The organism is candidate division KSB1 bacterium, assembly GCA_022566355.1.
GTDB lineage: Bacteria > Zhuqueibacterota > JdFR-76 > JdFR-76 > DREG01 > JADFJB01.
Map to the genome: position 1 here is coordinate 1 of JADFJB010000125.1, position 12,744 is coordinate 12,744.

The window sequence follows — 12,744 nt, forward strand, 5'->3', positions numbered from 1 at the left end:
CAATCGCTCTCATAAGTATTTGTTTTTATGTAACATTGCTTTTGGAAAAAGCGATTGCATCGGTTTTTAGTTTAGAGTAGACTCAATAATGTAACTTTTTTTACATATTATGATAGATTAATGAGAATTGAAAAAATAAATCGAAGTTATTATAGTGGAAAAAGAAATGCCGATAATTTCACCAAATATAAATGCTGTCGCTAACTTCATTACAGATTAACACAGCCGAAACCAGTTTACTCAATGCTAAAATGATTCTTCTTCAGAGGGAAATAAATTACTCTTCACATCCTTAATGAATCGTGCATACGCTTCTTTCATCTCAGGAGCCATATGCGCATATCTACGCACAAATTTTGGTTTAAAATGATCATAAATCCCCAATAAATCATGCGTTACCAATATTTGACCATCACAATGAAGTCCCGCTCCAATACCAATAGTGGGAATTGAAAGTCTTTCTGTAACTGTTTTTGCGACTTCTGAGGGCACCATTTCCAGAACAATGGAAAACGCACCGGCTTCTTCCAGTTTAATGGCATCCGTTAATAATTCTTCAGCTTTTTTTTCTTCCCGGGCTTGCACCCGATATCCGCCAATCGTATTAACCGATTGTGGAGTTAATCCCAAGTGGCCCATTACGGGAATTCCAATTTTTACCAAATACGAAATTGTTTCCGCCAACCAACTTCCACCTTCAAATTTAACAGCTTCTGCTCTTCCCTCTTTGATACATCGGCCGGCATTTTCAATTGCCACTTCCAGATTAACCTGGTAAGACATAAATGGCATGTCTGCAACCACCAAGGCTCGTTCATTCCCTCTAGCCACAGCACGAGTATGATAAATGATGTCATCTACAGTAACGGGAATCGTATTTTTATACCCGGAAAACACCATTCCAACAGAGTCCCCGACTAATATCAAATCGATGTTGGATTCACTTAAATGCTTGGCCATTAAATGATCATACGCTGTTAAACAGGCAATTTTCTCGCCTCGCCTTTTCATTGCAATAATATCGGGAGCGGTAATTTTTGTTTTTCTATTCGTTGATTTGTTATTTTGGTTAGTAATACTCATTTGGTGCGTTATTAGTTGATAGGTTATAGTTTATTTAATTATTGTAATTTATCTGGAATATTTTTGAATATACTAAACTCGAACTGTCTATTTACATTGATAATCAATCGGTTTACCAAACTGTTTTATTTATTACTTCAGAAACTTTTTTCAATAATCCCACCCCCCACTACTTTGTCATCGTCATAAAAAACTACCGATTGCCCGGGAGTAATTGCAAATTGAGGATCATCAAACAAAACTTCCACCAAATCTTTTCCCTTGGCGGAAACAGTTGCAAAAGCGCCCGGGTCTCGATATCTGATTTTTACGAAAAACCGACTCGGCCCTTTTAATGCATCTATGGCGCTCCAATTAATCTTGCTTGCCAATAATCCTTTTTTTAATAAATCTGATTTATTTCCAACGACGATCTTTTTTTCTTCGGGCAATATATCCACCACATAAGCAGGTTTACCCAGGGCAATTCCTAACCCTCTGCGCTGTCCAATTGTAAAATACGGATACCCTTCATGGGTGCCGATGGTTGCATCATCAGTAGTTACAATATTACCACCAATATTTTGATTTTCATTGTTTGCCAGCAAACGTTCTTTTAATAACCGGCGGTAATCATTGTCAGGCACAAAGCAAATTTCCTGGCTTTCGACTTTATCAGCGGTTTTAAGTCCCAGTTTATCGGCAGTTTTACGAACTTCAGCCTTGGTCATTTCACCCAGTGGGAAAATTGTTCGGGATAGACTTTTTTGTGTCAACCCCCACAATGCATAAGATTGGTCCTTAGCAGCAAACGTAGCGTTCTGTACATAATATCTATTTTGGGATTCACTATACCCAATTCGAGCATAATGACCGGTAGCAAGATAGTCAGCCCCCAATTCATCCATTTTATTCAATAAAGATTCCCATTTAATTTTGATGTTACAATTGATACAAGGATTTGGGGTACGTCCCAGTAAATATTCGGAAACAAAATCATCAACAACATATCTGTTGAAATCATCGCGAAAATCGACAACATAATGCGGAATGCCTAGCGTTTGGCAAACATCTCTGGCATCATTCATGGTTTCAATGGTACAACAAGTGGCTTCTCTTTTTGTATTCCCACCAACCTCCCGAAATTCCCACAACTTCATAGTAATTCCAATGACACGATAACCTTGCTGTGCTAAAAGAGCCGCTGCAACCGAACTGTCCACACCTCCGCTCATTGCCACAACTACGATTGAATTTTTTGGAATAGATCTATTCATTCAATTTCTTTGTGAATCAGGTTATAAGTCACAAATGGTATAATGATATCCACGGTTTTGCAACGATATTTCACCTGCTTTTATTCCGAAGTAATCTTATTCTCTTCACTTCTTCAACTAGAACTTTAGCGGTATATTCAATTTCCTCAATTGTGTTTGTCCTGCCAAGAGAAATCCGCAATGTTCCATTAATTTTTTCCGGTGGTAGACCAATACCGGCCAAAACATGAGAGGGTTTGCTGCTTCCTGAAGAACAAGCCGATCCGTTTGATGCTGCAATGCCCTTCATATCCAAAGAAATTAACAACGAATTTGCATCAATACCAGTGAAGGCAATGTTCAAATTCCCGGGTAATCTCCTGATTGGGTGGCCATTTAAAAAAACATCCGGAATATTTTCCCGGATTTTATCCCATAGGAGATTTTGCAGATTTTTCAAATGATCAGATCGTCTTGTCGTTTCTCTACCGCAAAGTTCAGCGGCTTTGCCAAAACCGACAATTCCCGGAATATTTTCTGTACCCCCTCTCCTGTTTCTTTCTTGTTCGCCTCCGAATATCAGCTTGTTAAACGGAATACCTTGCCGGATATACAAAGCACCTACTCCCTTGGGCCCATAAATTTTATGAGCCGAACAAGATAACAAATCGATATTCATTTTGTTTACATCAATGGGTAATTTCCCAAAAGATTGTACAGCATCCGTATGAAATAGGATTCCCCGTTCATGGGATATTTCTCCAATTTCTGCGATCGGATTTATAGTACCTATTTCATTGTTTACATGCATGATCGAAATCAACCTTGTTTCAGGTCGAATTGCATCGGCAATATGGTTGGGGTGGATCATACCATATGTATCCGGTTGAAGGTAGGTGACCGAGACTCCATTCTTCTCTAATTGCCGGCAAGTTTCAAGGACTGCTCGGTGCTCTACGGCAGTTGTAATCAGATGAACTGTGCCGTTACCTGAAGCCAGGCCGTTTCGAATTGCCAGGTTGATTGATTCAGTTCCACCACTGACAAATAAAATTTCAGCGGATCTTGCTTGAATAACGGAAGCGACTCTCTCCCTTGCTGTTTCAAGAGCTGCTTTGGATTTTTGACCATACTGATGAATACTGGATGGATTACCAAAATTTTTGGAGAAGTAAGGCAGCATCTCCTGTAAGACTTCATCAGCAACCGGAGTTGTAGCGCTAAAATCAAGGTATACTGATGTCACCTTTCATTCCTTAACTAATTAATTAAAAGAAAATCTAAAATATAACTTTGGATAAAAGCTAAAAAGAGATACCAATTGAAATTCGGTTTTGGGCACCTACATCACCGGCCGATGAAAGAGAATAATCAAAATTCAATTTTTCCCAGAACATTCCGTCAAAAGCTTTGGATTTGTCCAGAGAAATACCTGTACCTATCGATATACCCGCAAACCGGTCACCACTGTCATTTAATTTTTGATCTTTCCCGATGGAATTGTAACTTAATCGAAGGAATATAAATGGTGTTAGAGTGAATTCGCCTCCAATAACAAATTCCGGATCTTCATCTCTATAGCGATAGCCTTCCAGGCTTAACTGCAATGGCAAGTGTTCTAATGATTTATTTACACCTACTCGGATACTTACGGGCAAATCGTCCTTGGTTTCAATGAAAGCACTGGTTACCGATCCCAGGTTGAATATTCCGGCAGCAAAAGAGAGCTGTTTACCGGGTATTCTGAACAAAATTCCAAAATCCCCTGCAAGCGCAGAGGATGAAAATTCAGCGATAGTACTGCGAATATATTTCATGGCAATTCCAACGGAAAAATTTGGCGCAATTTCTTGAGCATAATCGGCCATCATTAAGAGACTTCCTGCACCGAAGGTACCGTTTTCATTTCCAAGTTCATCTGTTCTGTTGAATTCACCATAACCTATGAAATGCGAAGCCACCCCTACTCTTCCAAAATTTGGTACAGTAAAGGAGTAAGCAAAAAAACCGGATTGGAAATCCAGAAAGTGATTTAAGTACGAGAATGTCAACTGGCGTGAATTAAGTGTGGTTAATGCAGCAGGATTATAATAAACCGAGTGTATATCACCGGAGAAGGTCAAAAATGCGCCGCCAAGTGCAGCAGGCCTGGCGCCGACATGGGTCCTTAAAAATTCAAAACCGGGCCTGTCGGCATAAACATAGCTTGTCTCAAAACAAAATATGAATACGACCAATATAGTACTTATTTTCTTAAGCATCCATAACTCCAAAATAAGAGTGATTTAATATTGTAGTAAAACTAATGTTGAATGCATTCAAATTCAACTGAATTCTACTCACTGATATGAGAGTGGTTCCGGTAAGTTTACTAAACATTTGTAAAACTTTTTGGTATATTAAACGAAGTTTGAATTAGATTCTAGCTAAACAAATAATGCTAAGACAAATCAAAAAAATACTACTCTTTCTAACGGTCATTTTGTCGTTTTTCATAATTCGGGAATTTATCGAGTTATACGTACTCATTCGTTCTTTACATCCTGTATGGGGATATATCTTTCTTTTTATCTCGGCAGGATTTTTATTTTATTTTGGAGCTTTGCCATTAATAAAAATCCTAAAAATGCCACAAGGATTCAAACCTGTAACCAATCCGGATGAAACGGATGAGGCTATTAACCGACGTTTGGATCGTTTCAGATCAAATCCATACCTTTTGAAAAACGAATTTGATTTTTCGACAGTTGAAAATGCACAAAAAAATTATGATAAAATTATTAAAGTTCTGGAAAAGGAAACAGCCAGAATCAGAAAAAAATATATTACCAATCTTTTCTACGCTACTTCAATTGCACAAAATGGTTTTCTGGATGCAATCTTGATCTTATCGGCAAATATAAACCTGATCAAAGAAATCTTTATTTTGTTTAATGGTCGTGTGTCAAATAAAGATCTATTTGGCATCGGAAGACAAATATATTATTCATTGGCAATCGGAGGCTCGGAAGCCATTGAATATGCAATTGATGAAACCGTATCAAAACTGGCTTCAGACAGTGTAAGAAGTATTCCTTTTGTGGATAAAATATTAGGCTCTATGGCAGATGGTTTTGTAAATGCGTGCTTATTAACCAGGGTTTCAATGATAGCCGAGAATTATTGCAAGTATGTTTATATCAAATCAAACAAAGATCTATACCCTTCTCCCAGTGTCATTTTAACTTCGACGCGGGATATTACTTCTGATATCTATTCGCGGGTCAAAACTGTTCTCAAAGATTTGAGTAAAAGTACAAGTGAAGAAATCCTATCATTCGCAAGTTACACGATAAATCCTGCCAGGTTTGTCCTTAATAAAGCATTATTGCCTATTGCCGAGAAAACCAATACTTCGTTTAAGTATGTAAAATCCTTGTCGCTATCCCCTTTCCAAAGTATCTTTCAAAAAGGATTGTCTTTTTGGAAAAAATAATTCTTAAAGCAGGATCTATAAGATGGATGAGGTTTATTAAACATCAATTGAATGAACTTTTTCTTGTGAAACTGTTGAAACAATGCTTAAAGAATTGAAGAAAAATTAATACGACTTCTTCCCTGCTGTTTGATAAAATAGAATTGTCGAAGATATTTCTTAAATCAATACCCCAAAACCTGATTAGATAAAATTGTTGTTATAAAAAAAATTGTCTCAAGATGATTCACCTGTTACAATTTAAGATAGATTGAATCAATCCGTGACAACAAATTTATTTTATTATCAAAAAAAGAAATATATGACAAAAAAAGAAAGAAATATTGAACATGAAATAACCCTTGTTATTTCATCTAAAAACTCCAATGACATTGCTGATTCTATAGCTGGTTTGAATTCAATATCCGGCTATATATTAAGGCCGGCTGAAAATAAAAATATATATGATATCTACTATGATACAAAAGACCATTTATTGATGCGAAGTAAATTATCACTACGAATTCGCAATATCGAAGGTGCCTGGTTATGTACATTTAAAGGTAAATCAAGCTTGGCAGATTCAGGCGGAATCATCCGAAAAGAGATCGAACTCCCCTGGTCAAAGGATAATATCAAAACAATTTTAATTGAATTAGAAACCAAAGGGATTTATTTACCAAATTGGGAAAAAATTGATCAAACAAAAATTCCAAGGAAAGCAATGGCACTTCTTGGACTAATAATTATCCAGAAAAGGGAAACCCTTCGAACCATCCGAAATATTGTCGATCCAAATGATAAAAATGGCATAATACTTGCTGAATTAGCCATTGACAGAACAATTTATCAACTTCAGAAACAAGAGGTCTATCACTATGAAATTGAAATTGAAGAAAAAAACCCTGGAAATGGCAAACTTTTAAAACAAGTTTGCAATGAATTGTTTAAAAAATACAAGAAATCAGCTTTAAAATGGCGATATAACAAACTATCAATTGGTAAAGCATTGGAGCATTTAGAAAAAGAAGGATCGATTCAAAACATAATTTATCCTGGTAATAATTTAAAACCGGTAGCTTATAAAAGAATCAAAAAGTATTTGGATCAGAATCGAACAAATAAATAAGGAAAACACAATGCCGGATCAAGAGCATTTAAAGATTCTAAAACAAGGTGTGAATATTTGGAATGAGTGGAAAAGCAAAAATTCCGATATCCATCCGAATCTTAGTGAAGTTGATTTGATCAGTGCAGTACTAACAAAAATTGATTTTAGTAATGTAGATCTTCATGGTGCTTGTCTTGTAGGATCTGATCTTAACAGTGCAAAATTAGAGAATGCCCTTCTACGGAAAACTAATTTGAGTATAGCTAATTTGAAAGGCGCTAATTTAAAAAATGCCTCTTTAAGTGAAGTTAATTTGAATGGGGCTAACCTTAATGCTGCGGACCTGTCTTTTGCTGATTTAAATAATGCTTCTTTAAAAGGAACAGATTTAAGTGAAGTTGACTTGAGTAACGCAGATCTCAGGGGAGCCAATCTCACCAATGCAATCTTAACAAAAGCCAACCTTAGCGGTGCAAACCTGGAAAATGCAATATTGAATGGAGCTGATATGAACAGCGCCGATCTTAGCAATAGTAACCTTAGCACTGCTAGTTTGATTGGCTCAGACCTCAGTAATGCCGATATATCCAATGCAAATATTTTCGGGATATCTGCATCAGAATTAACTTTAGATAATACTATTCAAAAGAGCTTGCAAATTAACCAGGGCAATGATCTTCTCATTCAAGTGGATAATTTTGATGTTTCCCAATTGATTAATCTTCTATTAAACAACAGAAATATTCATAGTGTTATTGAATCAATAACATCAAATATTGTTATCATATTGGGCAGGTTCTCAGAAGACCGGAAGGATGTATTAGATGCAATTAGAGATGAATTACGCAGCCATAACTATTTACCGGTATTAATTGGTTTAAATGGTTCGGCGAACAAAGAAATTACAGAGAAAATTGCAACTTTAGCTCGAATTTCCAAATTTATTATTGCAGACATAACCGGATCAACCAGTGTTACCAAAGAATTACAAAAAATCGTTAAAAATATTCCATGGGTCCCGGTACAACCATTAGTGCAAGACAATGGGATTGAATACGGGGAGATTTTCGAAAGCAAACAAGATTATCCATGGATTTCACCGATTTTTCATTACAAGAACATTGATTCATTACTGCCATCCATTAGCGACCATATCATTGCGCCGACAGTATCACTGCTGAGTAAATTGAATAAGAATTAAATTATTTCATCCTATAATTTCCCTACGATCTCAATTCCCAAATTTTCACAGGTAGTCAAAAAATAATTTTCTATTTTTTCGACGAACAAATATTTCCAGTTTACTTTGATAAACAATCCTTTTCGGTTATTCAGTGAAACCACAATCAATTTGAATTTTTATAATTGAAGAACAAAAATGATTCATTTAATCGGGAGTACAGTTTAAAGAAAACGTTAAAGCGTCGATTTTCCTTTTTATTTTTCCCCTTCGCCAAGCTTCAGCCAGGTGTTAATAAAATAAGTACTTCCTTTATAAAATCACTCCAACCTTTTTTATTTGCTTTGTCGATTCACTACTTACCTAGATTGCTTTATCATAAAATAATTAGTATATTTTCGACTCAAAAATTTATGGACTAAGAAAATTCCAAGAACAACCAAATATTGAGAGAATATTGAAATCTTCAGTAAAAAAATATCCATCGGATGTCCAAATCGTGAATGTGGACGGAAAAGAATTCATCCTTGTAGGGACTGCCCATATTTCACAAAAATCAGCCGACCTAGTTAGAGAAGTTATTGAAAATGAAAAGCCCGACTGTGTTTGTGTTGAACTGGATCCACAAAGATACAAAGCATTGGAACAACAAAAAAAATGGGAAGAATTGGATCTGAAAACAATAATTCGCCAAAAACAGTTGGCTACCTTAATTGTTAATTTGTTGCTGGCATCTTACCAGAAGAAGCTTGGCGAAAAACTTGGCGTGATGCCTGGTGTTGAATTACTTGAAGCGACCAAAGTCGCAAAAGAGTTACAAATCCCTGTTGAATTATGCGATCGAGATATTCGTATTACTCTACGTCGAGCCTGGAATTCAATGTCATTTTTAAAAAAATTTCAGTTGATATCAGTCGGCTTGGCTGGCGCCTTCGAAAAACATGATATTTCTGAAGAACTTCTTCAAGAAATCAAAGAGAAAGATGTTCTATCAGAATTAATGAATGAATTAGGCAAAGCAATGCCGGTTCTAAAAACAGTATTAATTGATGAACGGGATGTTTATCTAACCCAGAAAATGAGATTAGTATCAGGGAAAAAAATTGTAGCTGTAGTGGGGGCCGGACATGTTAAAGGAATTAGTGAGGCCCTGGAAAAGAATCACCAGCAAGATTTACGGGAAATTGAAATAATACCACCCGTTTCGCCAATCTGGAAAGTAATCGGCTGGGGGATTCCGGTAATTATTCTAGGTTCAATTGCATATATAGGATTTATCAAAGGAGCTTCTGCAGCCGGGGATAATATGCTTTATTGGATTCTGGCCAATGGAATTCCAAGCAGCATTGGCGCTATAATAGCTTTAGGTCACCCGTTTACCATTCTGGCAGCATTTATTGCGGCGCCGATCACCAGTCTAACCCCGCTGATTGGTGCAGGTTATATAACAGCATTCGTACAGGTTTATTTTTCACCCCCAGTTGTGAAAGAATTTCAGACTTTAAGCAGCGATGTCCTTAACCTAAAAATGTGGTGGAAAAATAAATTATTGAGGTTGCTCCTGGTCTTCCTGTTAACGGGAATTGGCAGTGTGATTGGCACATATGTTGGCGCCTACGAAATCATTTCAAATCTTTTTTAATTTTGAATTTTTTGATTCCTTCTTTTGGCCAAGATCTACAAGATAAACTAGATTTATTACGGTTTTTTAAGGGGGGTTTGGTTGAATCAAATATACCATGTTTTGGTTACTAAAAATATTATTTTTGCCTATCTATCCAGTAAATCCTGTCAAAATAATTTTCCCATATTCATATAATTCATAACAATAGTTCTAACCAAAACTTAAGAAGCTTAAAGAAAACGCCGATGCTATATGCATGACACAAGTTGTTCAAAATACACCAGATACAAAACAAGCAGATTTAATCTTACTTGATATCCTCAATAAAACCGACGGATTTTCCGAACCGCCTATCATTCTTAAAAAAATAATCGAATTATCCAATAATCCAACAAGCTCGGCTTCAAGGGTAGCAGATGTAATTTGCGGCTCTCCGTCCATAGCAACACGAGTCTTGCGATTAGCCAATTCCGCCCATTACGGATTTCCAAGAAGAATCAACAGCGTTCAAGATGCGGTTGCTTTATTGGGAATGCATTCTATCCGAAGTTTGGTTATAGTAGCAACAGCGTATAACTTATTCTACAAACCAGGCCCCCTTTCAAAATATTACCAGGGCTTGTGGGAACACAGTATTGCAACAGCGGTCTTATCAAAAATTATTGCTGGTAGAAATGGGAATTCGGATATTGAATCCGCTTACATATCAGGATTGCTCCATGATATCGGTAAATTGGTTCTTATCGAACGATTTCAAGATCAGTATCTTCAAATACTTAAATTGAAAGACCTTGACAGTTCCAAATTTCTACAAAATGAAGAAGCCATGTTTGGTTTTTCTCATACTTTAGTTGCAGCCGTTCTCCTTGAAAAATGGAACCTTCCGGAAAACATAGTAGAAGCTGTTGCGGCACATCATCATATCGTTTCCAGTGATTCTTTTTCAGGAATTGTCGGTTTGGCTAATATCCTTGTCACAATTTTAGGATTTAATATACTCTCCCCTTCTGAGGAAGAAAAATCTATGTTCCATGAGTTTGAGCTCACAGAAGACAAAGATTATTTTCGGAAATTGATAGGCGATCAACTCCGGCTCTTCAAAACCACTTTAATTTAGAACAAGCTCTTCCTTCCAATTCATTAGCCTACTTAATTCATCAAAAGCTGAACACACAGAGTTGTTTCTAAAACTTATTATTTCAACGTAATTCATTCTGTATTTTTTGGTAAATCAATATAAGTTTAATTCTTTGTTTTAATCTATTCACTGCATTCTCGGCGATCTCTGTGGTGAATATTTCAAATCATTCACTGTTAAACTGAAGGTTCAAAATAATAATATTCAAACTTGAATTTGCTATTGGTTTTCAGGTATTTTTGAGCTATCTTACTAATAATTACCCGAAACTTCTTTTCAAAATAAACAGCCAAGGAGGGCTAAAAATGAAAAAACTTACCCATATCCTGCTCATTTTTATTTTATTTTTAATGAGTTTACCCTACTGTGCGATCGCGCAAGAAAAGCGGGTTGCTGTTTTTGATTTCGAAGATAAAACCGAGCGCAGTTACCGTTGGTGGCATGGCAAGGGTGTTGGTTATGGGATGTCAGACATGCTGGTGACCGCCCTGGTTAAATCCGGGAAATTTAAGGTATACGAACGTAATGCTTTGGACAAAATCATGCAAGAACAAAAACTGGGGCAATCAGGTGCAATTACACAACAGACTGCAGCTAAAGTAGGTAAATTACTTGGTGTTCAATATGCTATTATTGGCAGTGTAAGCGAGTTTGGCTATTCCAAAGAAAGTTTAGGCGGCCGCGTTAAAGGTATCGGGATTGGTATAAAAAAACAAGAGGCGACAGTTGCCATAGATATTCGAATTGTAAATGTAGAAACCGGTGAAATTATTTTTTCTGACAATGTCCGAAAAGACAAAAGCAAAAAAGGTCTATCCCTGAGTACACCCAAGCTAAATTTTCGTAATCGCAGCCAATTTGACGATTCATTGGTGGGAAAAGCAACCCGTGAAGCCATCAATGATGTTGTTGATATTATGGACAAGAATATCAAGGTTGGTGAATTAATTGCCAAAGTTATTAAAATGGACGGAGATACGAGGGTAATCATCAATAAAGGCTCTCTTGCGGGTGTAAAAGTGAATGATGTTCTTTTTGTTTACCGAAAAGGTGAAGAGCTCATCGATCCGGATACCGGTATTTCTCTCGGTGCCGAATTAGAAAAAGTAGGGACTATTAAAGTGGTTTCTGATATGGTTGGTGGTAAAGCGTCCAAAGCAGAGCTCATTTCAGGCAGCAATTTTCAGAACGGCGATGTGGTGAAGCGGAAGTGATGTTGGGCTGGTAAAACAAACATTCCTGTCTGTAATTATGGCAGATGCTTTTAGTGTGGACAGACAAGAATGTCTGTTCTACCCATTTAATTTCATAATAGGTTTATCATAATTCAAATCTGCCGTTTAACCATTGCCGTTTCACGGCTCATATCTCTTGCTTTGATCCTTTTCGACTTTCTTTTTCATTCGTGACTGCGGGACTTCGCATTATTTTTCTTCATTCAGTACCCATGAATAAATTCCTGGGCTATATTCATTTTTCCGTTTTTTGAGGCATGGCCAGACAAGAATATCTGTCGTAACAATTAAGTGTAATTGCAATTCGCCAGTTAGCGGAAGCAATCTCCTGGGATCATGAATGAGATCGCCACGTCGCTTCGCTCCTCGCGATGACACTGGCGTGCAACAGACAAGAAAGTCTGAGTTTGTATTTTTCCTTTTTCTATTTTTCTTTCTTCTCTACACTTTGTTACTTTGTCCTCTTTCCTTATCTCATCAAACTCATTTTCCTCACCTGTGAAAATTCTCCTGCTCGTAGCTGGTAAAGATACACACCACTTGGCACCGGATTGCCTGCATTATCTCTGGCATCCCAGCGTAAGCTGTGATATCCGGCTTCATAATAGGCCTCTGTAAGCACGCGGATTTTCTGCCCTAAGATGCTGTAGATCTTCAGAACTACATAACCTGCCTCCGGAATCT

Annotated in this window: 12 protein-coding genes; 6 read left to right on the forward strand and 6 right to left on the reverse strand. The window is 36.9% G+C overall.

The window, feature by feature from the left end; genetic code table 11:
• Positions 1–246: 246 nt before the first annotated feature.
• The 4 genes from panB to IIC38_17130 form a co-directional block, all read right to left on the reverse strand.
• Positions 247–1,083: a 3-methyl-2-oxobutanoate hydroxymethyltransferase gene (gene panB / locus IIC38_17115; protein ID MCH8127653.1), complete on the reverse strand. Its 837-nt coding sequence runs from the start codon at positions 1,081–1,083 to the stop codon at positions 247–249.
• 137 nt (positions 1,084–1,220) lie between these two features.
• A complete protein-coding gene (gene mnmA, locus IIC38_17120; GenBank protein ID MCH8127654.1) occupies positions 1,221–2,339 on the reverse strand; it encodes a tRNA 2-thiouridine(34) synthase MnmA in 1,119 nt (372 codons plus the stop codon).
• A 70-nt stretch (positions 2,340–2,409) separates the two neighbouring features.
• Complete coding sequence (locus IIC38_17125; protein ID MCH8127655.1) at positions 2,410–3,564, reverse strand: cysteine desulfurase; 1,155 nt, start codon at positions 3,562–3,564, stop codon at positions 2,410–2,412.
• A 58-nt stretch (positions 3,565–3,622) separates the two neighbouring features.
• Positions 3,623–4,579: a PorV/PorQ family protein gene (locus tag IIC38_17130; protein ID MCH8127656.1), complete on the reverse strand. Its 957-nt coding sequence runs from the start codon at positions 4,577–4,579 to the stop codon at positions 3,623–3,625.
• Between the two features lie 176 nt (positions 4,580–4,755).
• Between IIC38_17130 and IIC38_17135 the strand changes: the two genes are divergently transcribed.
• The 6 genes from IIC38_17135 to IIC38_17160 all read left to right on the forward strand — a co-directional run bounded on the left by IIC38_17135 (position 4,756) and on the right by IIC38_17160 (position 12,039).
• Positions 4,756–5,793, forward strand: coding sequence for a hypothetical protein (locus IIC38_17135; protein MCH8127657.1), 1,038 nt, complete (start codon positions 4,756–4,758; stop codon positions 5,791–5,793).
• 301 nt (positions 5,794–6,094) lie between these two features.
• Positions 6,095–6,901, forward strand: coding sequence for a CYTH domain-containing protein (locus tag IIC38_17140; protein MCH8127658.1), 807 nt, complete (start codon positions 6,095–6,097; stop codon positions 6,899–6,901).
• A 10-nt stretch (positions 6,902–6,911) separates the two neighbouring features.
• The gene (locus IIC38_17145) at positions 6,912–8,084 is read left to right on the forward strand and encodes a pentapeptide repeat-containing protein (protein ID MCH8127659.1); all 1,173 of its coding nucleotides are present in this window, start codon (positions 6,912–6,914) and stop codon (positions 8,082–8,084) included.
• Between the two features lie 433 nt (positions 8,085–8,517).
• The gene (locus IIC38_17150) at positions 8,518–9,705 is read left to right on the forward strand and encodes a TraB/GumN family protein (protein ID MCH8127660.1); all 1,188 of its coding nucleotides are present in this window, start codon (positions 8,518–8,520) and stop codon (positions 9,703–9,705) included.
• A 238-nt stretch (positions 9,706–9,943) separates the two neighbouring features.
• Positions 9,944–10,804: an HDOD domain-containing protein gene (locus tag IIC38_17155; GenBank protein MCH8127661.1), complete on the forward strand. Its 861-nt coding sequence runs from the start codon at positions 9,944–9,946 to the stop codon at positions 10,802–10,804.
• A 326-nt stretch (positions 10,805–11,130) separates the two neighbouring features.
• The gene (locus IIC38_17160) at positions 11,131–12,039 is read left to right on the forward strand and encodes a hypothetical protein (GenBank protein ID MCH8127662.1); all 909 of its coding nucleotides are present in this window, start codon (positions 11,131–11,133) and stop codon (positions 12,037–12,039) included.
• Positions 12,040–12,249: 210 nt separating this feature from the next.
• Here IIC38_17160 and IIC38_17165 read toward each other — a convergent pair whose 3' ends face one another.
• Both IIC38_17165 and IIC38_17170 read right to left on the reverse strand, forming a co-directional pair.
• Positions 12,250–12,438: a hypothetical protein gene (locus IIC38_17165; GenBank protein MCH8127663.1), complete on the reverse strand. Its 189-nt coding sequence runs from the start codon at positions 12,436–12,438 to the stop codon at positions 12,250–12,252.
• Between the two features lie 91 nt (positions 12,439–12,529).
• On the reverse strand, positions 12,530–12,744 hold a 215-nt coding region (locus IIC38_17170), incomplete at its 5' end, for a T9SS type A sorting domain-containing protein (protein ID MCH8127664.1).

Bases quoted from the DNA above. Each gene is read 5' to 3' on its own strand.
- panB (MCH8127653.1), bottom strand. From the start codon at position 1,083: ATGAGTATTACTAACCAAAATAACAAATCAACGAATAGAAAAACAAAA.
- mnmA (MCH8127654.1), bottom strand. From the start codon at position 2,339: ATGAATAGATCTATTCCAAAAAATTCAATCGTAGTTGTGGCAATGAGC.
- IIC38_17130 (MCH8127656.1), bottom strand. From the start codon at position 4,579: ATGCTTAAGAAAATAAGTACTATATTGGTCGTATTCATATTTTGTTTT.
- IIC38_17135 (MCH8127657.1), top strand. From the start codon at position 4,756: ATGCTAAGACAAATCAAAAAAATACTACTCTTTCTAACGGTCATTTTG.
- IIC38_17140 (MCH8127658.1), top strand. From the start codon at position 6,095: ATGACAAAAAAAGAAAGAAATATTGAACATGAAATAACCCTTGTTATT.
- IIC38_17145 (MCH8127659.1), top strand. From the start codon at position 6,912: ATGCCGGATCAAGAGCATTTAAAGATTCTAAAACAAGGTGTGAATATT.
- IIC38_17155 (MCH8127661.1), top strand. From the start codon at position 9,944: ATGACACAAGTTGTTCAAAATACACCAGATACAAAACAAGCAGATTTA.
- IIC38_17160 (MCH8127662.1), top strand. From the start codon at position 11,131: ATGAAAAAACTTACCCATATCCTGCTCATTTTTATTTTATTTTTAATG.